Origin of the sequence: Ruminococcus albus AD2013 (assembly GCF_000526775.1) — a bacterium.
GTDB lineage: Bacteria > Bacillota > Clostridia > Oscillospirales > Ruminococcaceae > Hominimerdicola > Hominimerdicola alba_A.
Map to the genome: position 1 here is coordinate 3,295,694 of NZ_JAGS01000001.1, position 25,300 is coordinate 3,320,993.

The 25,300-nt window shown below is 46.4% G+C and carries 22 protein-coding genes; 17 read left to right on the forward strand and 5 right to left on the reverse strand.

Translation table 11 applies throughout. The features are described from left to right. Nucleotides 1-10 precede the first annotated feature (10 nt). Together nuoF and N773_RS0114855 are read left to right on the forward strand one after the other, a co-directional pair. Nucleotides 11-1,903, forward strand: coding sequence for an NADH-quinone oxidoreductase subunit NuoF (gene nuoF / locus N773_RS0114850; RefSeq protein ID WP_024858526.1), 1,893 nt, complete (start codon nucleotides 11-13; stop codon nucleotides 1,901-1,903). Nucleotides 1,904-1,920: 17 nt separating this feature from the next. Then, nucleotides 1,921-3,663, forward strand: coding sequence for an NADH-dependent [FeFe] hydrogenase, group A6 (locus N773_RS0114855; protein ID WP_024858527.1), 1,743 nt, complete (start codon nucleotides 1,921-1,923; stop codon nucleotides 3,661-3,663). Nucleotides 3,664-3,728: 65 nt separating this feature from the next. Here N773_RS0114855 and N773_RS0114860 read toward each other — a convergent pair whose 3' ends face one another. Beyond that, nucleotides 3,729-4,100, reverse strand: a complete 372-nt coding sequence (locus tag N773_RS0114860; RefSeq protein WP_024858528.1) for a DUF4363 family protein — start codon at nucleotides 4,098-4,100, stop codon at nucleotides 3,729-3,731. Continuing rightward, nucleotides 4,097-4,711: a DUF421 domain-containing protein gene (locus N773_RS0114865; protein WP_242840398.1), complete on the reverse strand. Its 615-nt coding sequence runs from the start codon at nucleotides 4,709-4,711 to the stop codon at nucleotides 4,097-4,099. Before N773_RS0114865 ends, N773_RS0114860 begins: the two co-directional genes overlap by 4 nt. Nucleotides 4,712-4,982: 271 nt before the next feature. Here N773_RS0114865 and recQ point away from each other — a divergent pair, with 271 nt between their 5' ends. The 13 genes from recQ (at nucleotide 4,983) to N773_RS20340 (ending at nucleotide 20,933) form a co-directional block, all read left to right on the forward strand. Continuing rightward, complete coding sequence (recQ, locus tag N773_RS0114870; RefSeq protein ID WP_024858530.1) at nucleotides 4,983-7,202, forward strand: DNA helicase RecQ; 2,220 nt, start codon at nucleotides 4,983-4,985, stop codon at nucleotides 7,200-7,202. Between the two features lie 35 nt (nucleotides 7,203-7,237). Next, nucleotides 7,238-8,095, forward strand: coding sequence for a glutamate 5-kinase (gene proB / locus N773_RS0114875; RefSeq protein WP_024858531.1), 858 nt, complete (start codon nucleotides 7,238-7,240; stop codon nucleotides 8,093-8,095). After that, on the forward strand, nucleotides 8,092-8,664 hold the full coding sequence (locus tag N773_RS0114880; RefSeq protein ID WP_037287974.1) for a VanZ family protein: 573 nt from the start codon (nucleotides 8,092-8,094) through the stop codon (nucleotides 8,662-8,664). The genes proB and N773_RS0114880 overlap by 4 nt, the downstream gene beginning before the upstream one ends. A gap of 1 nt (nucleotide 8,665) precedes the next feature. Next, nucleotides 8,666-9,007, forward strand: coding sequence for a hypothetical protein (locus N773_RS0114885; protein WP_024858533.1), 342 nt, complete (start codon nucleotides 8,666-8,668; stop codon nucleotides 9,005-9,007). Continuing rightward, nucleotides 8,970-9,413, forward strand: a complete 444-nt coding sequence (locus tag N773_RS0114890) for a DUF6678 family protein (RefSeq protein ID WP_155250904.1) — start codon at nucleotides 8,970-8,972, stop codon at nucleotides 9,411-9,413. Before N773_RS0114885 ends, N773_RS0114890 begins: the two co-directional genes overlap by 38 nt. 4 nt (nucleotides 9,414-9,417) lie before the next feature. Next, nucleotides 9,418-9,834, forward strand: coding sequence for a GNAT family N-acetyltransferase (locus N773_RS0114895; protein WP_024858535.1), 417 nt, complete (start codon nucleotides 9,418-9,420; stop codon nucleotides 9,832-9,834). A 30-nt stretch (nucleotides 9,835-9,864) separates the two neighbouring features. Continuing rightward, complete coding sequence (locus N773_RS0114900) at nucleotides 9,865-11,115, forward strand: glutamate-5-semialdehyde dehydrogenase (RefSeq protein ID WP_024858536.1); 1,251 nt, start codon at nucleotides 9,865-9,867, stop codon at nucleotides 11,113-11,115. Between the two features lie 40 nt (nucleotides 11,116-11,155). Further along, on the forward strand, nucleotides 11,156-11,803 hold the full coding sequence (gene rpe / locus N773_RS0114905) for a ribulose-phosphate 3-epimerase (RefSeq protein WP_024858537.1): 648 nt from the start codon (nucleotides 11,156-11,158) through the stop codon (nucleotides 11,801-11,803). A 317-nt stretch (nucleotides 11,804-12,120) separates the two neighbouring features. Further along, the gene (locus N773_RS0114910; RefSeq protein ID WP_024858538.1) at nucleotides 12,121-14,742 is read left to right on the forward strand and encodes a dockerin type I domain-containing protein; all 2,622 of its coding nucleotides are present in this window, start codon (nucleotides 12,121-12,123) and stop codon (nucleotides 14,740-14,742) included. A gap of 153 nt (nucleotides 14,743-14,895) precedes the next feature. Continuing rightward, nucleotides 14,896-16,335: a nicotinate phosphoribosyltransferase gene (locus N773_RS0114915; protein WP_024858539.1), complete on the forward strand. Its 1,440-nt coding sequence runs from the start codon at nucleotides 14,896-14,898 to the stop codon at nucleotides 16,333-16,335. 1,911 nt (nucleotides 16,336-18,246) lie between these two features. Beyond that, nucleotides 18,247-18,921, forward strand: coding sequence for a response regulator transcription factor (locus tag N773_RS0114920; RefSeq protein ID WP_024858540.1), 675 nt, complete (start codon nucleotides 18,247-18,249; stop codon nucleotides 18,919-18,921). Then, a complete protein-coding gene (locus tag N773_RS20335) occupies nucleotides 18,918-20,288 on the forward strand; it encodes a HAMP domain-containing sensor histidine kinase (RefSeq protein ID WP_024858541.1) in 1,371 nt (456 codons plus the stop codon). Before N773_RS0114920 ends, N773_RS20335 begins: the two co-directional genes overlap by 4 nt. After that, the gene (locus N773_RS20340; RefSeq protein ID WP_024858542.1) at nucleotides 20,289-20,933 is read left to right on the forward strand and encodes a hypothetical protein; all 645 of its coding nucleotides are present in this window, start codon (nucleotides 20,289-20,291) and stop codon (nucleotides 20,931-20,933) included. 49 nt (nucleotides 20,934-20,982) lie between these two features. Here the strand turns inward: N773_RS20340 and N773_RS0114935 are convergent, their stop codons facing one another. After that, complete coding sequence (locus N773_RS0114935; RefSeq protein ID WP_024858543.1) at nucleotides 20,983-21,678, reverse strand: hypothetical protein; 696 nt, start codon at nucleotides 21,676-21,678, stop codon at nucleotides 20,983-20,985. Nucleotides 21,679-21,951: 273 nt separating this feature from the next. On the opposite strand from N773_RS0114935, the gene N773_RS0114940 reads away from it, so the two are divergent. Then, nucleotides 21,952-22,578 (forward strand): SH3 domain-containing protein, encoded by a 627-nt coding sequence (locus N773_RS0114940; protein WP_024858544.1) that lies wholly within the window; start codon nucleotides 21,952-21,954, stop codon nucleotides 22,576-22,578. 93 nt (nucleotides 22,579-22,671) lie between these two features. Here the strand turns inward: N773_RS0114940 and N773_RS0114945 are convergent, their stop codons facing one another. Beyond that, nucleotides 22,672-23,406: a hypothetical protein gene (locus N773_RS0114945; RefSeq protein WP_024858545.1), complete on the reverse strand. Its 735-nt coding sequence runs from the start codon at nucleotides 23,404-23,406 to the stop codon at nucleotides 22,672-22,674. Nucleotides 23,407-23,425: 19 nt separating this feature from the next. Beyond that, nucleotides 23,426-23,872 (reverse strand): LytTR family DNA-binding domain-containing protein, encoded by a 447-nt coding sequence (locus N773_RS0114950; RefSeq protein ID WP_024858546.1) that lies wholly within the window; start codon nucleotides 23,870-23,872, stop codon nucleotides 23,426-23,428. 441 nt (nucleotides 23,873-24,313) lie between these two features. Between N773_RS0114950 and N773_RS0114955 the strand changes: the two genes are divergently transcribed. Then, the gene (locus tag N773_RS0114955; protein ID WP_024858547.1) at nucleotides 24,314-24,853 is read left to right on the forward strand and encodes a hypothetical protein; all 540 of its coding nucleotides are present in this window, start codon (nucleotides 24,314-24,316) and stop codon (nucleotides 24,851-24,853) included. Nucleotides 24,854-25,300: the final 447 nt, after the last annotated feature.

Below are 25,300 nucleotides of genomic sequence, written 5' to 3' on the forward strand. Positions count from 1 at the left end.
GTAAGGCAGTATGACCATCGAAGAACTGAATAAGATCAAAGCCGCTAAGGCGGATATCGTTAAAGTCAGGACAATAATCGCTGAGGAAGGCGAGAAGCTCGCCAAGGAAACAGGCTACCGCAAGCAGGTACTCGTATGCGGCGGTACCGGCTGCCAGTCCTCACATTCTATGGACGTTCTGAAGGCTCTGAAAGATGAGCTGGCTGCAAAGGGCATCGCTGACGAAGTACTCGTTGTAAGAACAGGCTGCTTCGGTCTTTGCTCTCTCGGTCCTATCGTTATTGTATACCCCGAGGGTGCTTTCTATGCACAGGCTACTCCCGAGGGCATCAAGAGAATCGTTGACGAGCATCTCGTAAACGGCGAGATCTGCAAGGATCTGCTGTATCAGGAGACTGTTCACGAGGACGGTTCCATCATTTCTCTGTATGAGACAAACTTCTACAGAAAGCAGAAGAGAATAGCTCTGAGAAACTGCGGCGTTATCGACCCCGAGGATATCGAGGAGTATATCGCTACCGACGGTTATCAGGCACTGTATAAGGCACTGACCTCCATGACTCCCGATGAGGTAGTTAAGGAAGTTCTCGATTCCGGTATCAGAGGACGCGGCGGTGCAGGCTTCCCCACCGGCAGAAAGTGGATGTTCACAAAGGACGCTCCCGGCGATGTTAAGTACGTTGCTTGTAACGCAGACGAGGGCGACCCCGGCGCATTCATGGACAGATCTATCCTCGAGGGTGACCCCCACGCTGTTATCGAGGCTATGACAATAGCTTCCTACGCTGTAGGCGCTCACCAGGGTTATGTATACGTAAGAGCTGAGTATCCTGTTGCTGTTAACAGACTCCAGATCGCTCTGGATCAGGCAAGAGAGTACGGTCTGCTTGGCAAGGACATCCTGGGCACAGGTCACGATTTCGATATCGAGATCAGACTGGGTGCAGGTGCGTTCGTATGCGGCGAAGAGACTGCTCTGCTGACCTCTATCGAGGGTAACAGAGGTGAGCCTCGTCCGAGACCTCCTTTCCCTGCTGTTAAGGGTCTGTTCGGCAAGCCTACTCTGCTGAACAACGTTGAGACATACGCTAACATTGCACAGATCATCAGAAAGGGTGCTGCTTGGTACTCTGCTATGGGTACTGAGAAGTCCAAGGGTACTAAGGTATTCGCTCTGGGCGGCAAGATCACTAACGTTGGTCTGGTTGAGATACCCATGGGTACTACTCTCCGTGAGATCATCGAAGAGATCGGCGGCGGTATCCCTGATGGCAAGGCATTCAAGGCTGCGCAGACAGGTGGTCCTTCAGGCGGATGTATCCCTGCACAGCATATAGATACTCCTATCGACTACGAGAGCCTCGCTGCTCTGGGCTCCATGATGGGTTCAGGCGGACTTATCGTTATGGACGAGGACAACTGTATGGTCGATGTATCCAAGTTCTACCTCAACTTCACTGTTGATGAGAGCTGCGGTAAGTGTACTCCCTGCCGTGTTGGTACAAGAAAGCTCCTCCAGCTGCTGGAGAAGATCACTGACGGCAAGGGCGAGATGGAGGATCTGGAGAAGATCCAGGATCTGGCTACACACATGAAGTCTTCTTCACTGTGCGCACTGGGTCAGTCTGCTCCTAACCCTGTACTCTCCACACTTCAGTATTTCGGCGACGAGTATCTTGCTCACATCAAGGACAAGAAATGTCCTGCAGGCGTCTGCAAGAACCTGCTCCAGTATGAGATCATCGCCGACAAGTGCAAGGGCTGTACGCTCTGCGCTAGAAATTGTCCCGCAAACGCTATTACAGGTACTGTCAAGAATCCTCACGTTATCGATACAACCAAGTGTATCAAGTGCGGTGTCTGCATGAACAACTGTAAGTTCGGCGCTATCATCAAGAAGTAAGAGGAGGGTATAGAACTATGGAAATGATTCATCTTAAAATAAACGGCATACCTGTTGAAGTTCCCGCAGGTTCTACCGTTCTCGAAGCTGCTAAGGCTGCTAATGTTGATATACCTACACTCTGCTACCTGAAGGACGTTAACTGCATCGGCGCTTGCCGTATCTGTGTAGTTGAGATCACAGGCGCAAGAGGTCTTGTTGCTGCTTGTACACATCCTGCAGCAGAAGGCATGGAGGTATTCACAAATACTCCTAAGGTAAGAAAGTCCAGAAAGACTACTCTGGAACTTCTCCTTTCCAACCACAAGAAGAAGTGTCTCTCCTGCGTAAGAGCTAACAACTGCGAGCTGCAGAAGCTCAGCATTGCTTACGGCGCAGATGAGGACAGATTCATGCCCGAGGAAATGAACAAGCCTATCGATGACTCCACTCCTTTCCTCGTAAGAGATAACAACAAGTGCATCCAGTGTATGAGATGCGTTGCTGCTTGTAAGAATGTACAGAGTGTTTCTGTTATCGGCAACATCAGAAGAGGTTTCAACGTTCACGTTGGTTCCGCATTCGATATGCCTCTGGCATCTACCGCTTGCGTAGGCTGCGGTCAGTGTATCGTATCCTGCCCTGTTGGCGCTCTTACCGAGAAGAGCAGCGAAAAGAAGGTTTGGGACGCTATCGCAGATCCCGAGAAGAAGGTCGTATTCTTCACCGCTCCTTCTATCAGAGCTACTCTGGGCGAAGAGTTCGGCAACCCTGTTGGTACTAACGTTGAGGGCAAGATGGTCGCTGCTATCAGAAGACTGGGCGACGTTAACATCTTCAACATGGACGTTACTGCCGACCTGACGATCATGGAAGAAGCTAACGAGCTGATCGAGAGGATTCAGAACAAGGGCACTCTGCCTATGTTCACCTCTTGCTGCCCCGGTTGGGTAAAGTTCTGTGAGCACTTCTATCCTGATTTCCTGCCTCATCTGTCGAGCTGCAAGTCTCCTCAGCAGATGTTCGGCGCACTGCTCAAGAGCTACTACTGCCAGAAGAACGGCATCGATCCCAAGAACCTGTTCGTAGTCAGCGTTATCCCTTGTACTGCTAAGAAGTTCGAGGTAACAAGAGAAGAGCAGAGAAACGGCGATTATGATGACGTTGATGTTGCACTCACAACCCGTGAGCTGGGCAGAATGATCAGAGAAGCTGGTATCGACTTCAATGCTCTGCCTGACGAGAAGTTCGACGATCCTTTCGAGATCGCTTCCGGTGCAGGCGCTATCTTCGGCGCAACAGGCGGCGTTATGGAGGCTGCTCTCAGAACCGCAGCTGTTAAGCTGGACGGCAAGTGCGAGCCTCTGGAGTTCCACGATGTAAGAGGTACAAAGGGTCTGAAGGAAGCTACCTACACAGTAGGCGGCGTTACCGTAAAGGTAGCAGTTGCTTCCGGTCTTGCTAACGCAAGAGAGATCATCGACGGCATACTCTCCGGCGAGAGAGATTACCAGTTCGTTGAGATCATGGCTTGTCCCGGCGGTTGTATCAACGGCGGCGGTCAGCCTGTTCAGAGCGACGCAGTTAGAAACTTCGTTGACCTCAAGGCTATCAGAGCTAAGGCTCTGTACGATGCAGACAGCAGCATGAAGCTGAGAATGTCTCACGAGAGCCCTGTTTGCGATATGCTGTACAAGGACTTCTTTGAAGCTCCCGGCGCTCACAACGCTCACAAGTATCTGCATACTACCTACGTTAAGAGAGGCAAGTATCAGGACTAATATGCTAATACGTTCAGCCCGCAGAATTTTCTGCGGGCTGTTTTTTGTTGGTTTGATGGGTCATCTTACAGCAAAGAACGCAGGCTCGGAAGATGGCGTCGGGATAGAAGACGGCATTGTTCGGAGATGAAATCTATCTGTTCCACAAGGTCGGCAGGTGCGGCTGTGGCAAGAGCGGGCAGTCGGCTCATTTCGGCGGATATTGCTGATACGCTGTTGAAGTTTTCGAGAAATGAGAGTATCTTGCAGTGTTCCTGCCAGCAGGTGCGAAGCTCGGATACAGCGGCTGACGGGTCTGCATCGGCGAGTGCTTGTTCTCTTATCTCGGCGCAAAGGCTCTGAATTCGGGTGTTAGCATTTCTGATGTATGCGGCGGACAGGATACCTGCGGCGAGGATAGAGGTCAGCAGGGTCAGGCTTATCAGAAGTCGTTTCATTGATTTTTCTCCTTTTTTATAATAGTATATTTTGATGGGCTTTCGGCGGTCATTATGAAGATATCGGTGATCGATGCGCCATCGGCTTTGACAACTTTGTTCAGCCATTCCATATCAAGACCTAAAAATCTCAGGGCGGCGGTGGAAACTTCACCGTCGCTTATCAGCATGACGGGTGGGTTTGTGTTTTCGGGAGTCATGCCTAAGTCCTTGGCAGTGGGCGGTACGGAAGACTTCTTCGGGCAGATGGAGATAGTACCTGTTGTTTCGGCTACTGCGAACTGGACATCGGCGAGGTCGAAAATCTGCTGTGCGCGTAACGATGCCATGAGATCATCGGTGGTGAAGCGAAGTTCACGCATCACTTTCTGGTCGATCTTGCCGTCGGATATTATCAGTTTTGATGAACCGCTGACAGTACGGCGGATACGCCGCGACCTCAGCGAAAGATATGACACTAAGACATCTATGCTGACGAGTGTGAAGACGGGAACGATGCCCATTATCATGGGTATGCTGATATCTTCGACGGTGAGGGTCACGATGTTGGAAAGAAGCATTGTTATCACAAGTTCCGAGGGCTGAAGATCGCCTATCTGGCGCTTTCCCATAAGTCGGACGGCTGCGGTTATTACAAAATACAGGATAATTGAGCGGATAAAAACTATAAGCATTTTATTCTCCTTTTTTATGGCATTAGCAATTTATAGGAAAGTACACAAAGCTCATGACAATAATTATTAATTATGAATTATGAAATGTGAATTAAAAATTTAAACCGTTGCATTTTTCTGCGGAATGTGATATAATATACTGTGTATGTATAATTAGGCGGGTCAATTGACCGCCGAAAGGTTAATCCCGGAAAGAGCTGATGATACAATGACCGATTTTTCGGATAAATACAGCGTATTGCGCGATTTCTTCGGGCATACGGATTTTCGTGAGGGACAGCTACCTCTTATCGATGCGCTTCTCAGCGGACGCGATGCTGTGGGCATAATGCCTACTGGTGCGGGAAAATCCATGTGCTATCAGATACCTGCGCTGATGCTTGATGGCATAACGCTTGTCATATCGCCGCTGATATCGCTGATGAAAGATCAGGTCAACAGCCTTATACAGTCGGGCGTGAGGGCGGCTTATCTTAATTCTTCCCTTACGACACAGCAGTACAACACCGCAATAGCCAATGCTTCGCGGGGAATGTACAAGCTGATATATGTTGCACCCGAAAGGCTTTGTACGCCATCTTTTCTGGGACTTGCAAGGAATGTGAAGATATCGCTGGTAGCTGTGGACGAAGCACACTGCGTATCTCAGTGGGGACAGGATTTCCGACCACATTATCTGAGGATATCCGAGTTTCTTGAACAGCTTCCTTATCGTCCTACGGTTGGCGCATTCACGGCAACGGCGACAGACCAGGTAAGGTCGGATATCGTGCGTATGCTGGGACTTAACGACCCTGTATCGGTGACCACGGGATTTGACCGTGAGAACCTCTATTTCGGAGTGAAACACGCTAAGGACAAGTATGCTGCCGCTAAGAAGATAGTTCTGGAAAACAAGGGCAGCTGCGGGATAATCTACTGTGCCACCAGAAAAGCGGTGGACGAGGTCAGCGAAAAGCTGACTGCTGACGGCATCGCCTGCACGAGGTATCATGCGGGGCTTTCGGCAGAGGAAAGAAAAAAGAATCAGGACGATTTCATATATGACCGTGTGAACCTTATCGCGGCGACCAATGCTTTCGGCATGGGCATAGATAAATCCAATGTCAGCTTTGTCATCCATTATAATATGCCCAAAAATCTTGAAAATTATTATCAGGAAGCGGGCCGTGCAGGCCGTGACGGAAGTGAGGCAAAATGCATACTTCTGTATGGGGCGCGGGATATAGTTACCAATAAATTCCTTATTGAAAATTCGCGGGATAATTCGGAACTGGACGATGAGGCGCAGGAACTTGTCAAAAAGCGTGATCTGCAAAAGCTTCGTCAGATGACGGATTACTGCAACACAGGCAGATGTCTTAGGCAGTTCATACTGGATTATTTCGGCGAAAAGCGCCAATGCAGCTGCGGAAACTGCTCGAACTGTCTTGGAGAGACAGAACTTACTGATATAACCGTTGATGCGCAGAAGATACTTTCCTGCGTATACAGACTGCATCAGAGGAATATGCATTTCGGTGCGGTGGTGGTATCCGCTGTGCTGAAAGGTTCTGCAAATTCAAAGATAAAGCAGTTCGGACTGGATACCCTTTCCACCTATTCGATAATGAAAGATGTATCCACAGCGCAGATACGCTCCGAGATACAGTATTTACAGGCTGAGGGCTATCTTACCGAGGGCGAGCACAGCACGCTTGTGCTGACACGGAGGTCTGCTGAGGTGCTGATGCAGAATAAAAAGGTAAGTATGCGTCTGCCGAAGCACAGCAAGGACGAACCTGCTGTTATCAAAAAGAAAGAGCGCGGCGTTACCGCTTTTGACAGAGAACTGTTCGAGCGTTTGCGTGAACTTCGTGCGAAGCTGGCGGCAGAGATATCGGTGCCAGCCTACATAGTTTTCGGAGATTCTGCACTGCGTGAGATGTGCGTGCGTATGCCTGTGACACAGAGCGATTTTCTGGAAGTGCCCGGCGTGGGCAAGGTAAAGCAGGAGAGGTATGGTATGTACTTCACGGCGGAGATAAACAAGTATCTCCGTGAACACCCCGAAAGGAAAAATATGCAGTCGGATACTGCCGAAAGCGGAAGTCTGGCTGATATGATAAAGAACGGCGCGGAGGGTCTGCAAGGTATGGACGAAGAGCTTTCTCTTCCGCAGATGTGTGACGAGATACTCACTCAGCTGGGACTCAGCGCCGACAAGAAGCCTGTCAGCGAGGCTATAAAAAGTTGGCTCATAAACGAGAACTACCTCACTGAAAAGGTGGAGAACGGTCAGAAACGACTGGCGGCTACCATACTTTCGGAGGAGGCAGGGATAATCGAGAGGGAAAAGATATCATCTCTCAACAGGACTTACAAGACCGTTCTTTTCCCGAGAACGGCACAGGAATTCGTTTATGATAATCTTAATGAGATATTGTAGTAGTTGGATAAAGTATAAGGAAAGAAGCTGTTGAAATGTCATATTTAAAAGATAAGAAGAGAGTTGTGGTAAAGGTCGGTACATCTACCCTTACCCACCGCACGGGCAGACTTAATATAAGGCGCGTTGAGGGACTGGTAAAGAATCTGGCAGACCTGCAGAATGCGGGTCACGAGATAATACTTGTATCAAGCGGCGCTATCGGTCTGGGTATGTCAAAGATAGGTCTGGTGGAACGACCAAAGGATACCCCCACAAAGCAGGCGTGTGCGGCTGTGGGTCAGTGTGAGCTTATGTACCTTTATGACAAGCTTTTTGCGGAATACAGCATAAATGTGGCACAGCTTCTGCTGACAAAGTTCGTGCTGTTAGAGGACAGAAGACAGAACGTTCAGAACGCTCTGGAAAGAGTTATACAGCTTGGTGCTATACCGATAGTCAACGAGAATGACACTGTTGCCATCGATGAGCTGGAGCTTGAAGTTGGCGAGAACGATTCGCTGGCGGCTACCGTGGCTAAGATAGCAAATGCCGATCTGCTGATAATAATGTCAGATATCGACGGACTTTACGACGCCGATCCCCGTCTTGACCCCGATGCCAAGCTGATACCCGTAGTTGAAGAACTTACCGACGATATCAGGAAACTTGCAGGCGGTGCAGGCACCAAGATGGGTACAGGCGGTATGATAACCAAGATAAACGCCGCCGAGATAGCTGTCAATAATGGCATCGATATGATAATACTCAACGGCAAGAACCCCGATAATCTGTACTACCTGTTCGAGACAGGAAGTCTGGGCACAAGGTTCAAGGCTAAGGGTTCACTTGCCGAAAAGAAAGAGCCTGCTATCGACGAGAGCAGTGACAGCGATATAGTTGAAGATCAGTGATATACATACCGTTTATACCAACCGAGATAGTATTCGCTGTGTTGTGGGTCATCATAAGAGCGGTGTTGGCTTTAAAGAACAAAAAGCTGCATATAAAGCGTGAGCTGATGCTTTTGCTTATGTATGTGAATTTAGCTGTTCTGCTGAGGATAACATTTTTTCCGATGCAGACGAACAACGGCAGGGTACTGCCGCTGGAATTCGATACCGCGAATATATTTCCGCTAAGGATAAATATCATACCTTTCGTGAATATCCTCGATTACATTGACCCTGCTGACATTCTGCTGAATATCCCGGGTAATGTGATGATGTTCATACCAAGCGGGATAATACTGCCGATACTCTTCAAACGTCTTGACAGCTTTTGGAAAGTTACCGCGGCAGGTGCAGGGATGTCACTTTGCATAGAGATATTACAGCTTCCCTTTGCGGTAAGGGCGAGCGATATCGACGACCTTATTCTGAACACCACAGGTGCTATGGCAGGTTACGGGATATATGCACTGTTTAGGCATATCAGGCACGGCGGAAACAAGAAAAACATAAGCACCGCACAGGAGGGATAGTATGAAGTATTTCGTCCATAATAATGAGCGCGTCAGCACTGTATATTATGAGTTTTTCAAAGGCGAATGGGACTGGGATAAAGGCGACCGCTACCATAACGATGGTTCCATATTCCTGCATGATGATATAATGTATACCTGCGGGCTGGAAGAGATACTGAAAAACGTCCTGTCCGATTACGATGACTGCGGCGAGAACCTTATCTATCCCGATAAGTGGGAAGAGGTATGCCGCCTTGCCGAAAAGAAAGGCGGTATAGTCAAAGAGATAACCGATGAAGCCGCCCTCTGGGTGGAAGACGCATTTGAGAACTGCGGGTGCTTCACGATACTGGGGCTTTGAACCGAGGTGTATCATGACTGCTGACGAACTTAAATCAGAAGCTTTTCAGGCGGCACAGGCAAAAGGTCTTGAAAATTGTCTGAGCAAGGAAAAGTGGGATATCCTGCGGCGGGCTATGATGAACGAAATGCCGTTCCTGCCGACGTATACTGCAAAATTTATCACAGATGAAGAGCCATGCACCGAGGAAATAAACTGGCACGAAGCCTATGTATACGAGGGCTTGTTCAACGGTGCCTTTGCACTGGAATGGGTGAAGATACGACCATGCACCCAAAAGGTGCGCGGTAAACTTATTGCCCCCGAGATAATTGATGCGGGGAAAGAACTTGAAGATATACTGAAAAAGTATTCCATACCCTGTGAGGAAGAAAACGGCGTGTATACTATCTTCGGATGGAGATGAAATTATGGCTGAGATAGTTTTCTGCGAGAACGCAGATGAAGAACTTGAAAGATTCGTTGCTGATGGTTTTGAGGAACATTCAGCCGAGAACGGAACGTCAGCCGATTATAACGAGTTTACATTTGCCGCAAAGGACGGTAGTGATATCGTGGGTGCGGTGATGGGTCATGCTTACTATAATGAAGTACATATCAGCGAACTGATAGTACGTAAAGAATACCGCGGCAAGGATATCGGCACAGCACTGATAAAGGCTGTGGAAGACAGGTTCCGTGACAAAGGATATGATCACATCAGCCTTACAACTCACCGTTTTCAGGCGGCGGGATTTTATGAGAAGTGTGGGTTCACGGTGGAGTTCATCAGGAAAAGCCGCACCGATCCTAAACTGGATAAATATTTCATGGTAAAATATATTTGATAAAACGATTTTCTGAAAGGAGTTTTTATAATGGGTTACATCGACACACTGGGTCAGAAAGCGCAGGCAGCCAAGGGCACTATCGCTTTCGCTTCATCTGACATGAAAAATGATGCTCTGCTGGAGATAGCACATATCCTCCGCAGCAGCAAGAAAGAGATCATCGAGGCTAACGCTGTTGATCTCGAAAACGGCAGAATACGCAAGATGACCGAATCCCTGCTGGACAGACTTGCACTTAACGATGCAAGAATAGAGGGCATGGCAAATGCCTGCGAAGCACTTGCAAAGTATCCCGACCCTGTGGGCGAGGTAGTTGACGGAAGCACTCGTCCCAACGGCATGAAGATAGAGAGAGTCCGCGTACCTATGGGCGTTGTTGGCATGATATACGAAGCACGTCCCAACGTTACCGTTGATGCGGCTATACTCAGCCTTAAAAGCGGCAACGCAGTTATCCTCCGCGGCGGCAAGGAAGCTATAAACTCAAACAAATGCCTGGCTGACCTGATGCGTGTTGCAGTAAAGAGGGCAGGTTTCGATCCCGATATTATCCAGCTGGTAGAGGATACCGACAGAGGTATCGCACACGATATGATGACAGCTAACAAGTACATCGATATACTTGTTCCCCGCGGCGGTGCACAGCTTATCAAGGCTGTTGTACAGACAGCTACTGTTCCTGTTATCGAAACAGGCACAGGCAACTGCCATGTTTATGTTGATGCTTCGGCTGACCTGAAAATGGCTGTTGACATCGTTGATAACGGCAAGACACAGAGACCTTCTGTATGCAACGCTGTGGAGACCTGTCTTGTACACCGCGATGTTGCTGAGAAGTTCCTGCCCAAGCTGAAGAAGCGTCTTGACGAGCATAATGTGGAGATACGCGGCTGTGAGCTTACCAAGCAGATACTTGGCGGCTGTGTTGTTCCCGCTGATGAGGACGACTATGCAACAGAGTTCCTGGATTATATTATAGCAGTAAAGGTAGTTGATGACCTTGCTGAGGCTATCGAGCATATCTCAAAGTACAGCACTGGACATTCCGAGTGCATAGTTACCGAGAGCCTGTTCTCTGCGCAGGAATTCACTAAGCGTATCGATGCGGCGGCTGTATACGTAAATGTTTCTACACGTTTCACCGACGGCGAGATGTTCGGTCTGGGTGCCGAGCTGGGTATATCCACTCAGAAGCTCCACGCAAGAGGACCTATGGGTCTGCGCGAGATGACCACGACCAAGTACATCGTAACAGGCAACGGTCAGATAAGAAAATAAATACGGCTTCGTATAATATAATAATTAAGGTCGTGAAAATATGAAAAATCTTGTATCGGCTTCACTGCTGGGCTGTGATCTGGCAGATCTGAAAAACGAGATAAAAAGCATTGAAAAGGCAGGTGCTGACTGGCTGCACTGTGATGTCATGGACGGCGTTTTCGTGAACAATATCAGCTTCGGCACACCTGTGCTGAAATGTGTGAGGAAAGCGGCATCGGTGCCTATGGACACTCATCTGATGATAACCGACCCCATACGCTATATCGATGATTACGCGGGATTAGGTTCGGATAACATCACATTCCATCTTGAAGCGGCAAGCGATCCGCAGGCTGTGATAGACAAGATACATTCCCACGGGATAAGCGCGGGTATATCCATAAAGCCCGGTACTCCCGTTTCGGAGGTCAAGCCTTATCTCGGCAGTGTGGACATGGTGCTTGTGATGACTGTCGAGCCAGGATTCGGCGGACAGAAATTTGTGGCTGACACGCTGGAAAAGATAAGCGAGATACGCTATCTTCTCGACAGCATGGGACGTTCTGAAGTGAACATCGAGGTCGATGGCGGCGTGAACGGTGAGACTGTTAAACTCTGCCGAGAAGCGGGTGCGAATGTGTTCGTTTCAGGCTCTTACATCTTCGGCGCTGAAGACAGGAAAGCCGCTGTCAATTCGCTGAAATAATATCAGACTATATGATCCTGCCCCGAAGCATTTTAAAGTGCTTCGGGGCTTTTTGTATGCAGATAAGGTAAATCGGAGCACAGACCGCAGTTTCGCGCTTATATCATGTTTTCCTATAAATAAATGTTGTCTTGTTGAATATAGACAAAGCAGGCGCGGGAATTTCAGTTCAATTAACATGGCATATTATGTTGAAATTATATCAAAATTGTGATATAATTGATTTAGCGAAAATAACATATTAATTTACTCGAAAAAATTTAGAACAATTAACAAATTGACCCATGTGGTTCCGACGGGCGTGGAGGAGGATAGAAATGATAAAAAATCTGTTCAGAGGTCTGTTCACAGCAGCAATTGCATCAGCGGCTGCATTGTCTGCTATGGTGTGCGCAGAAGCCTATGAGCTTGAAAGGCATACGCAGTCCGAGATCAAAGAAATGTATCAGAAGATGTATTTCGATCTCCATGATGTTCCCGCTTACAGTGAAGCTTATTCTACGAAAAAGCCTACATATGCAGGCAAACTGGAACAGGACACCCTTGATGACGGTCTTGATTCCGTCAACTTCTGCCGATATCTGGCAGGTCTGCCCTACGATGTTGAGCTTGATGAAAGTTACAACGAACTTGCGCAGAACGCAAGCCTGATAATATATATCAATCAGATGCTGAGCCACACCCCCACCAAACCCTCCGTAATGAGCGACGAGGTATTTGCTCTGGCAAAGCAGGGTTCAGGTGATTCCAATATAGGCAAGGGATATCTGAATATCCAGGCATCGGTAGTCGAGGGCTATATGTTCGATACCGATAAGAACAATATATCAAAGCTTGGTCACAGGCGCTGGATACTTAATCCCGATATGCAGAAAACAGGTCTGGGCGCGGTATATGACGGTACTGCGATGTATGTCAGGGACAAGACCCGTAAGGATAAATTTACCGGGGATTATATCTGCTGGCCGCCATCGAATATGCCGAATGAATTTGTATCTATCGATGAAAAGAACGGTTATGCATATTCCGTTACCCTCAGTACAAAGGTCTATTCCGCACCGAAGAGGGATAAGGTCAGGGTAACTCTGACTTCAAAGCTCACAGGCAAGACTATGACTTTCGATAATAAGTCACCCAACGATGTCTCAAAGCTGATCGGATATTTTGATGTAAGTGATGCAAACATAGCATCGAACAACAATTGCATAATATTCAATCCGGGTGTATTTCCGAAGAACGATGTTATCGACATAACGATAACAGGCATTTACGACAAGGAAGGCAAGGAAAGACCAATCAGCTATAAGGTGAATTATTTCGACCTTCTGGACGAGGAGGATTATACTCTCGCATTCCCAAAGGATAGCTATGAGGTGGAAATAGGGGATTCTTTGCTGATAAAAGCATACGACCATCCTCTTATAACAGGCGGATACCGTATATGGCACAGCTGCGACAGCGGCGGATATCTTCGTGATTATATAGATGATATACAGTCAGGCGGAAACATATATCTGATACCCAAAAAGGAAGGCGTACTGTCCTTTTATGCAGGCGACGGTAAAGATTTCTTTGATGATGTATCCTGCAAGGTCACCATAACCCATAAGCACACCCGAGGTCCATGGATAGTTGAGAAAGGACCGACTGCGACAGAACCGGGCTACCGCTATAAGGAATGTTCGGAATGTCATAAAAAAGTTGACGGTGAGGTAATGCCCGCAACATCAGTGGCTGCTGCTGAGATCGAGTTCGCTGATGAAACCCATATCTATACAAACAGCGCGGTCGAGCCAAAGATAAAGGTACATTCAAGCGGCAAGCGTCTGATAGAGGGTACGGATTATACCGTCAGCTATAAGAACAACAATGCTGTGGGTACAGGTCATCTGACGATCAGAGGCATGGGCTATTTCAACGGAACAAAGACAGTGGATTTCCTGATATCAAGGCGTGCTCCCGTGCAGTTGAGCAGGCAGGATATCACAGTGAAGACAAGTGGTATAGTATATACAGGTGAAGCGATAGAACCTAAGATAACCATAAAAGAGAGTACGTATACCTTACAAAAGGACAAGGATTATACTGTTGAGTATTCCGATAACACAGAGGTAGGCACAGGTAAGCTTACTATAACGGGCAAGGGCGATTATCTCGGCTCACTGAGCTATACATTCAAGATAGAGCCCGCCGATATCGGATATCCCTGGAGCATCAAAAAGATCGATGATGTAAAATATACAGGCAAGCCCTTAAAGATAAAGTTTGAACTGAGAAGCCCTGTTTCGGGTGCGGCAATGGTCGAGGGCAGGGATTATACAGTATCCTGCAAAAATAATGTGAACATAGGCACAGCTACGATAACTGTTGTGGGTATCGGTAATTACAACGGTACTGCGAGTATGAATTTCAACATAGTTTCTCCCGAAGACTATAAAGGTCCCGATGATCGCGATGACGTTATCGAGATAGAATGCAACACTGTTCTTTCGATAAAGGGCGGCGACAGCAATACGCAGGTAGTGTTTATAGACAGCAAAGGCGCAGTCATCAAGGAGAATGCAGCATCTGACGGCACTATGTATGCAGACATGCCCGAGGGCGAATATGTGGTATGGATACTGGGATATTCATGCCGACCCGTAAAGACAGCACTGACAGTGGGAAGTTCGCTGAGTGCGGCAGATGTCAAGTTATACAGATACGGCGATATCACCCGCGACGGCAAGATAAATATTAACGATATTTCGATGGCTGCCGCATTCATAAAAGGCAAGCGTGTACCTGCTGACGAAGAGCAGTCCGACCTCTCGGATGTTAACCGTGACGGCAAGCAGAGTATCGCAGATATCACCAAGATTGCGGCGCATGCAAAGGGCAAAAGGATACTTGTGGTGGATGAAGGATTTGTAATACCCGAACTTGCTGATATGGCATGAGATAAATATCATTTACTGTAAAAAGGCGGAGAGCATGGTGCTCCCCGCCTTTTTGTCTGCCCTTGACATCGGGGGCAGGGTGTGGTATCCTTATTGTAACGGCGGGAAAACTTCTGCCGTATAACAATATCGTAAACAGAAAGGAAGATAAAAATGACCGAACTGAATTACACCATGCTCTGTGACTTTTACGAGCTGACAATGGGCAACGGCTACCTCCTCAGCGGAATGGACAGCAAGACAGCTTACTTTGACCTGTTTTTCCGAAGAGTTCCCGACGGCGGAGGATTTGCAGTTGCCTGCGGACTTGAACAGATAATCGACTACATCGATGATCTGCATTTCTCCGATGATGATATAAGATACCTTCGCGGCAAGGGCGTATTCAGCGAGGAATTTTTAAATTATCTGGCAGATTTTAAATTCACAGGTGACGTATGGGCAGTCCCCGAGGGTACAGTGATATTCCCGAACGAGCCTATCATCACGGTACGCGCACCTGCTATACAGGCTCAGCTTATCGAAACTTATCTTCTGCTGTGCGTAAACCATCAGTCGCTTATCGCCACTAAAGCGAACCGCATCGCGCGGGCGGCACAGGGCAGGGCAGTCAGCGAATTCGGTTCAAGGCGAGCCCACGGTGCGGACGCGGCTATCCTGGGCGCAAGGGCGGCGGGCATAGGCGGCGTGAAGAATACCGCCTGCACCATAACCGACCAGCTTTTCGGATTCCCCGCAACAGGAACTATGGCGCATTCATGGGTGCAGATGTTCGACAGCGAGTATGACGCTTTCGCGGCGTACTGCAAATGCTATCCCGACAGCACCGTACTTCTTGTGGATACTTTTAACGTACTGAAAAGCGGTATCCCCAACGCTATCAAGGCTTTTGACGATGTACTGAAGCCCCTTGGCAAACGTCCCGTAGGCGTAAGGCTGGATTCGGGGGATATCACCTATCTTTCCAAAAAAGCCAGAAAGATGCTGGACGATGCGGGCTATCCCGACTGCAAGATAATCGCTTCAAATTCGCTGGACGAATACATTATCCGCGATATGATATTCCAGGGTGCTGCGATAGACGGCTTCGGCGTGGGCGAAAGACTCATCACCGCCCGCAGTGAACCTGTTTTCGGCGGAGTATATAAGCTTGTCGCCGTTGAAGATACCAACGGAAATATAACCCCGAAGATCAAGATAAGCGAGAACGTGGTGAAGATCACCAATCCTCATTTCAAGAAAGTATATCGCATTTACGACAGGGTGAACCATAAGGCGATAGCCGACCTGCTGTGTGTTCACGATGAAGTTCTTGACGAGAACGCCCCTCTGACTTTGTTTGACCCGAATTTCACCTGGAAGAAAAAGACAGTCACGGATTTTGAGGCAAGGGAACTTCTGGTACCAATATTCGCAGGCGGAAAGCTGGTCTACAAAAAGCCCGCCTATGCTGATATCGTAGCATATGCGGCAGAAGAAGTCGACACCCTCTGGGACGAGGTAACACGTTTTGAAAATCCCCACAATTACTATGTGGATCTCTCGAAGAAGCTCTGGGATATCAAGAACGATCTCCTGAATTCGGGAAGATAGCAAATAAAGCCCTTTCTGTTTGTATCGGCAGAAAGGGCTGTTTTAATATTCGGTGTTCGGGACAAAAAATTAATGCCCACTTATTTCGGCGTGAAATGGACATTAATTTTCTTATAGAATTATGAAAGGGATTTGGTGTTTGGCAAAACCCACAAGTTTCGGCGTTTTATGAACTTTGCCAAACAGCAACCTAAGAAAGATTTTGGAGGGACTTTCTTGTTTCTTCCTTTACTGTGATTATATAATAACACCCTTGTATGAACCGAGAATGAATTTTCGGGAGTTTTTTTGGATTTTTCCAAAAAAACATCAAACGTTTTAGTTAAAAGATTTGCATTCAAAGAAAAATCAGTCCGCGTAAAGACAAAAAAATTAATGCTCACTTTATTCGGCGTGAAATGAGCATTAATTTTCTTATAGAATTATGAAAGGGATTTGGTGATTGGCAAAACCCATAAGTTTCGGCGTTTTACGGACTTTGCCAATCATCAGAATAAAGAAGAATTGGAGGGATCTTCTTGTCATTTCCTTTACTGTATCTATATGATACCACCCTTGTGTGAACCGAGAATGAATTTTCGGGAGGTTTTTCAAATTTTTTAGAAAAAAATCTAAAACGTTTAAGCAGCGTATCCTGTATAATGACAGGTGAGCTTCCTGCAAAAAGACAAAAAAATTAATGCTCACTTTTTCGGCGTGAAATGAGCATTAATTTTCTTATAGAATTATGAAAGGGATTTGATGTTTGGCAAAACCCATAAATTTCGGCGTTTTACGGACTCTGCCAACCATCAAGATCAAGAAATTCTGGAGGGACTTTCTTGTCATTTCCTTTATTGTACCTATATGATACCATGCTTATATGAACCCTGCATGAATTTTCGGAAGGATTTTTTGATTTTATCAAGAAAACTTAATCGTTTTCTTTGTAAAATTCTCAGCAGCGGTAACCCAGATACCGATCTGCAAAAAGACAAAAAAATTAATGCCCACTTGATTCGGCGTAAAATGAGCATTAATCTTCTTATAGAATTATGAAAGGGATTTGGTGTTTGGCAAAATCCGCAAATTTCGGCGTTTCACAGATTTTACCAAACATCAAGACGAAGAATTTATTGGAGGAATCTTCGCGTTATTTCCTTTACTGTAACTATATGATACCATGCTTATATGAACCCTACATGAATTTTCGGACGGTTTCCAAAAATTTTTTTCAAACGTTTTCTCGATTTTTGATCCCATATTTTGATGGTACCGTTTTTTGGACAAAAAATTAACGCTCACTTCTAAATCGGCGTGAAATGAGCATTAATTTTCTTATAGAATTATGAAAGGGATTTGATGATTGACAGAACCTGCAAAGCTTTGTAAGCTCTGCCAAGCACCAATTTTTTATGTTATTCAGAGAAGCGGTAAAACCTAATGTTCAGTGAAAGTGCGACTTGGGGGATCGCGCGAGGGAAAACATCTAAATTCATAGAGTTGGGGTTCGCCGGACACTAGGCTTTACCGCTTCGCCGAACCTTCTTCTTTATCTTGATTATATAATACCACCCTTATATGAACCGAACATGAACTATGGAGATGATTTAAAAATGACTTGAAATTTGTATATTTGCACAACATGGTATACGAATAATATCGGTATGTTGTAACTAACGACGGATATTGTGACAGATACGTGTGAGAAAAATGGTGATTTTAGGTGTTAGACCTAAGTTATATGAATTTGCAAGTCCTCTTATGTGAACTGTTGCCACAAAAAATATTGTAAATATTTTGTGAATGAGCAAAATATAGTTTGCAAATCATCTCGAACTGGAGTATAATTTATAATGGAATGAAATAAACTTGCGGCAAATTTATTTTCACGGATCGGATAAACTTATAGAAGAAAGGAAAGTGATTTTAATGTTCCAGATACTTGTTGTTGAAGACGATGCCAGCCTGCGCCGCCTGATGAGCGCTGCCCTGAAACAGAACGGATATCAGCCTTTTACTGCCAGCGACGGCATAGAAGCTCTGGATATGCTGGAAAAGACCAATATCGACCTGATAATCTCTGACATCATGATGCCGAATATGGACGGCTACGAACTCACAAGACAGCTGAGAAGCGCGAATTTCCAGATGCCTATTATAATGGTAACAGCCAAGGAGAGTTTCGAGGACAAAAAGGTCGGTTTCGATGCGGGCACAGATGACTATATGGTCAAGCCTATCGATATCAACGAGATGATACTCCGTGTGGGCGCACTTCTGAAAAGGTCGAAGCTTGCCAGTGAGCACACCATGACCGTGGGCAACTGCGTACTTGACTATGATGCCCAGACAGTAGCTTTTGACGGTCAGCCCGGGGAGACTATCCCCCAGATGGAATTCAAGCTGCTGTTCAAGCTGCTGTCCTATCCAAACAAGATATTCACCCGCAGACAGCTTCTGGACGAACTGTGGGGCATGGATAAGGATGTTGATGAAAGAACGGTGGACGTACATATAAAGCGTCTGCGTGAACGTTACGGCACAGCTGAGGCTTTCTCCATAGTAACAGTCAGAGGACTGGGTTATAAGGCGGTAAAACAGTGAAAAAAGCAATAAAGTATACCCCGCCCGCATCGTTGAAACCTGTCAGACATCCACCCAAGCAGCGCATGACCATGCAGTTCAAGCTGGCTATGATGTTCTTTATAGTAATGTTCATATCTGCGAGTATCTCCGTAAGCGTACTGCTGCTGATATTCAGCCCTGTGATGAAAGAGAATGCTGTGTCACAGATGACCTCATTTGCACTTTCTGCAAAGGAACTCCAGAATGATGAGAGGTTCAATTATGACAGGATAGTCAATCTGCTGAACAATTCTTCATATGATATCACTGTACTTGAACCCGACAGCAAGGAAGTACAGGCTCATATCGATGACATCGACGAAACAGGATACTATATCAGCACCGAGGGCATAATACCCAGTGCAATTATGATAACCAGGATAAAAGACAGATACGTCCGCGTGAATACTTTCAACAGTGAGAATATTTTCTGGATAGTCAACCTGGTTACCATAGTGGCGTTCATGTCCAGTATCATGCTGGGTACGATAATCACCACTTTCGTGGGACGCACCATGCTTCAGCCGATACACGACCTGAGTATGGCGACTTCCGAGGTCGCAAGAGGTAATTTCTCGGTTAGAGTACGTGAGAACGGTTCTGATGAGTACGGCACTCTCCAGAGGAACTTCAACAAGATGGCACAGGAGCTTTCGGGTATCGAAACTCTCCGCGGTGACTTTATCTCCAATGTATCCCACGAATTCAAAACGCCGCTGGCTTCCATACAGGGCTTCGCCAAGCTTTTTCAGAACCCCACTCTCAGCATGGAGGACAGGGACGAGTATACACAGATAATCATTGATGAGACATCAAGGCTTTCAAAACTCTCATCGAATATACTCAATCTTACAAAGCTTGAGAACCAGACCACCATCGGCAAGAAGAAACGTTTCCGCATTGATGAACAGATTCGCAAGATCATACTCATGCTCGAACCCGAGTGGTCGAAAAAGGATATCGATATGGATATCGACCTTGAAGATATCATATACGTCGGCAATGAAGATCTGATGGGTCAGATATGGCAGAACATAGTCAACAACGCGATCAAGTTCACTCCCCAGGGCGGACAGATAAAAGTTAACCTCTTCCGCGGAGAAATGGGCATAGTTACCAAGATATGGGATAACGGTCCCCAGATACCCGCAGAAAAGAAAGACAAGATATTCGAGAAATTCTATCAGGGCGACCGTTCCCGCGCCACCGAGGGCAACGGACTTGGCCTTGCACTGGTAAAGAGAATAGTCGATCTGGCAGACGGCAAGATCACCGTGGATAACCCATTTGAAGGCGGTGTGGTATTCGTTGTTGAGCTTCCTTATCAGATAGAGGATATGATGTAAATGGAGCGAAGGATAAAGCCGGGAAAAATAATATTTCTCACTCTGCTGACTGTTATTGTCGGTGTGCTTGTTTACAGGTTCATCGAGGGCAGGGGAGTACGCAGGGGCATAAAAGGTCTGGGCGAGCCTGTGCAGACAGAAGCCGAGGGCTCAGCCAAGAAGTTCATAAGCGGCTATGAGGCGGATATCACTTTCAAGGCAGGATACGAGATCGACGCACTGGTGGTACATACCAAGCGATACGATTCCAAAGTCAGCGGAGCGCTTGCTCCTGTAGATCTTGCTCTTGCATGGGGCAAAACAGCTGAATACAACGACAGGATAGATTTCCACTGGTCGCAGTCGGGAAGATACTGTTCCTGGCACGTAGATGATATCGACGAGCTTATACCTGTGGGCGATGTTGAAAATGTTGAACGCAGTGCATCGAACAACCACATTATCCCCGCCGATGACAGGATAAAGCGTACAGTGCTGAAAATACGCCGCGGCGACAGGGTTAAGCTGGAAGGCTATCTTGTGGATGTAAAAGCCGCTGACGATAAGGGCAATACCTTTACATGGAACAGCAGTACCACCCGAACAGACACAGGTGACGGTGCGTGTGAACTTATCTACGTCACAAAAGCTGAGATAGTCAAATAAAAATAAAGCGGAAAATGTCAGTATCAGACCCGACATTTTCCGCTTTTTGTTATTTTACATCTTTTTTATTATTTTTCGCAAGTTCTGAGGGCTTCAGACGCTTATTCCGCTTTGAATAAATTAACCCTATGATAAGAGGAAGCGAGATTATCACCAGCACCGATACAGCTATCCCTATCGCTATTGCACGCGGGTGAGCTCCGTGCCGCTGAAAGGTCAGCCCATTTTCCTTAGCGCTGAATCCGTAAGGTGTATCCATGGAGTATGCAGTTTCAGAAGCATCAGTCACCCCGAGGATATTTCCCTCGCCGTCAATATACGCCGCCTTGAAAGCGCCGTAGTTTACGCTGAGGTCGATAAAATCGCAGGAATCGATTTTGGACGTTGCCATTTTCAGCACTTCTTTATCGGAGTATATGCAAAGTGTCAGGGCTTTATTGTGGTGCAGTGAAAGGCTGATATATCCATCTTCGCTGTACTTTGCTATTTCGCTGTCGGCCGTTATACCTAAAGAAGTACCGCCTTTTGCACCATCTTTACAGACCTCTGGAGACTGTGTGAAGTCGGTGTAGCTTTCATCATCGGTGGGCAGTTTTATAAGTATATCAGTGTAGACAGTACCCTCGGGCGCATCAGCATAGGTTATGTAAGCAACAGCGGGGTCTTCATGTTTCACTGCAGATACGGGAAGTGCCATCGAAAATGCCATTACAGCAGCCGTAAATATTACAGATAGTTTTTTCATTAAAGTCATTCCTTTCGCGGAAAAATTATTACAGTATTGATTATACCACTGCATTAACTTCAAGTCAACAGCGATAATGCGCTAATAACGTATATACTGCGCAATTTTCGGGCAATATAATATTGCCGTTTTCATATTGCCGATGTTAAGAAAATACTAAGGTTTACTGTAACCGAATTTTAATTGACATTTTGTCTGTAAAACGTTATAATAATAGGGTAAAATATTTTGAGAGAGCGCAGTGCGCTATTTTTTTGAAAGGAAGACAGGCAAATGCCCGAGAATAATCAGCATAGAAATAATCATCCCCGCCAGCCCATGCAGGGACAGGGCGGTCAGTACAGACAGGGACAGCATAATATGCAGGGAAGACCCGACAGACAGGGCGCAAGACGTCCATCACCCAACAGACAGGGCGCAAGAAGAACAAGAAAACAGCAGGAAAATGATGCACAGATATCAGCGGCAGTAAAGGGTATCATCGCTATAATGCTGACACTGCTGATAGTTGTGGTTGTAATAATGCTTTTCTGGAAGAGCTTGTTTACAGGTACTGAAAAGGGTGATCTTGCTACAGGTACTATCACATCTACACAATACCACGGACCCGAGACCAAGACCGCTACCGAGCGTGAAGGTTCTAAAAAGTCCACCAAGAAGAAAACTTCTAAAAAACAGGATGATGACGAGGAAGATGAGGATACACAGAAGATAACCTGTACAGGTGCAGTGCTCCTCCACCCCGAGCCTTCTTCAAGCTCCGCTACACTGGATACTATCCCCGGCGGTGTTGAGGTAACTTTCATACGCAACGAGAACAACTGGTTCTATGTTGAGTATAACGGTCAGGAGGGCTACGCATGGGGCAACTACTTTACAGCTCCCGTAGGACTGAACTAAAAAATATCGCACCCTGCGGATATCCCGCGGGGTGTTTTTGCTTCTGTGAAACATCAGAAAAATGTGCCCCGCACAGCAGAGCACATTTTTTCATTATTCTTCAGGTTCGGGATATGACATATCCAGTTCGAGGACGCCCTTTACTTTTGATCTTTCGGATTTTTCCTCCCAGCTAAGTAAGGTGCCGTTCAGTGCTTCATCGAAATAGAATTCTTCAAATCGGATAGTGCCTTCAAATGAATCGCGGTCGAAAGTGAACATATACGGCTCTCCTGAACCATTGAAAGTCAATTCCTTTTTGCCCTCTTCCGCTTTTATTATGAAGCCCAGACTCAATCTGGAAGTATCAGCCTTTGTGTCAGGCACCACTATCAGTCTGGGAAGAACGCCCTGCATATTGTCATTGACATAATAACAATAGAACGTAAAGTCTCCGTTTTTCTCTGTGGACATTTTGTAGCCTTTTATTTCGTCACCCGTTTTGTATCCCTCAAAGGGACTGTTCTCCAGATCTTCTTTATATACCATGCATACATCCACGATCGGATCACCGTCAAATCCGCCATTGGAACTTCCTGATGAAGTGAAGTTCTTGAATGAGAAAATGCTCAGTGCTATCACCAGCAGCACCGTTACTGCACTTACGCATATGATAGTCACCAGTACGAATACTATCGGCGGCATCATCGGTTTGCCGCCTCTTTTCTCTGATATAATGCCTTCGGCAAGCCGTTTGTTTATTTTTCTGCGATAGTAAAACATATATATCAGCACTGTTATGCCAAGCACCACAGGTGCCGCAAGTATTACTGCAAATATAGGTGTCATTATTGTCAGCTCCTTTCTTTTAAATGCCCAGGAATTCCTTGAATATGTAATAGTATGTCCTTGTTACATCGACTTTGCTGCCATCGGTGAGGGTCAGCAGATATTTCTGCGAAATGGCAGGACGTATGCTTTTTATATGGTGTACTGCCACTATCGCCGAATTGCTCACTCTTATGAATTCCCCGGGATCAAGTATCTCCTCCAGCCGCCGCAGACGTTCTGTCAGTTTGTACTCCGCACCTCCGCTGTATGCTATGATATCATGGGCGAAACTTTCTATATGTGTTATCTCTCTGACATCAAGCCTGAAAATATCATCGCCTTGTCTGCCGATAAGGTATTTTACGCAGACATTGTTTTCGCTGAGAATAAGGTCGGCTGTATCATCTATCTCGATACCCGCCGCAGACAGCTGTTTGTATATCTCGGCGTATCTTTCCTCTCTTACAAGCAGCCTGACTTTCATTCTGCACCGCCTCCTTTTTTACTTGATAAGCGCTTATCTTGATTACATTATAACCGACCTCCGATAAAAAAGCAATAGCATCGGCATACCTTGCATATGCGGGCACACAGCTCGCATTTTTTCATACACGGAATACTTTGAAAAATGGTACTAAGGTCTTATAAACTGTAAGCAGAGAGATGTCTTGTGTAAACTATACTACACGGTAATGTCTGCATTGTGCAAATGTACAAAAACCAATTCCTGCTTTTGTCGGTATTGTTCATAACGGGGAATTTTGTTCGCGATGCCGCCTTAACTCTTTACAACTATTTAAGAGTGTGTTATAATTCCTCATACAGAATAAAAGTTAGTATGATCGAACGACTGAGTTTGTCGGCAGCATTATCCATAAGATAGGTTTTGATAGTGCTTTTTCCCGAACGGAGGATATATAAGAGTATGAAAAGAAAGATAGTTCTTGCAGCTGTATGCTTCGCACTTGCCCTTGCAGGCTGCACAAAGAGTTCATTTATAGAAGAGAACAAGAAGAGCGCGGCAGCAAATGATGTTGACATTATGATATCTACCGATGGAGAGGATATCACTTCCGATGCGATGACAACAGATGGTCTTACAGTTACAGCACATGAGACATTTGCTGAGATACCTGCGAAGGCAGAGAGATCATTCGACCGTGTGATAAAGTCAATAGATAAGAATTTTCCCAAGGCAGATAGCGATAAGAGATTTTACGGATATCTCGGCGAGCAGCAGATAGATGGCACAGAGTGCTATGTATTTGAAGTGTTTGACAGTTCTGACGGCGAGCGTGAACTGGTCATGGTAGCGGCAATAACCTTTGATAACAGCAGAGTATATGTTTTAAACGAGGAAACTTCACAGTTCTGGCTGCTTGAGCAGTACAGCGACAAGGTCAAGGTTGATTACAGCTGGACAATGACAAAGGATCCCGATGAGGTAACTACCGACGAAGAATGATCCGTCGTAAGTTTATAGCTATATATTTATAATAGTATACCCCGCGAATGTGTGAGAGCTTCGCGGGGATTTTTTTTGCAACGTGGTGAAAAGTTATGCCAAGGAAAGGAGCTTTTGGTCAAGCTTTTCGCAATAGTTCCGATTTCGCGGCAACAAACCTGCGCATCAAACAAACTATGCCGCGAAACAAAGCGCGCGGTCAAGCCTCGCGCTAGCAGGCTTGCGGGGAGCCACAGTCAGCAAAGCTGACTGTTAGGGGCAGAGCCCCTCGGTCAAGGCACAAAAGCGACGTAAAAATAGTGCTGTAAATAGAACAGCAAACAAACCGCCCATGTCAAAAAAAGGCGCGGAAATAAAATCTCGGAGCGTGGACAAACAACCGTCCACGCTCAAACTATCTGCGTAAAAAATTGCCGCGCCTGAAATCGGACAGCGAAGCGAATCCGA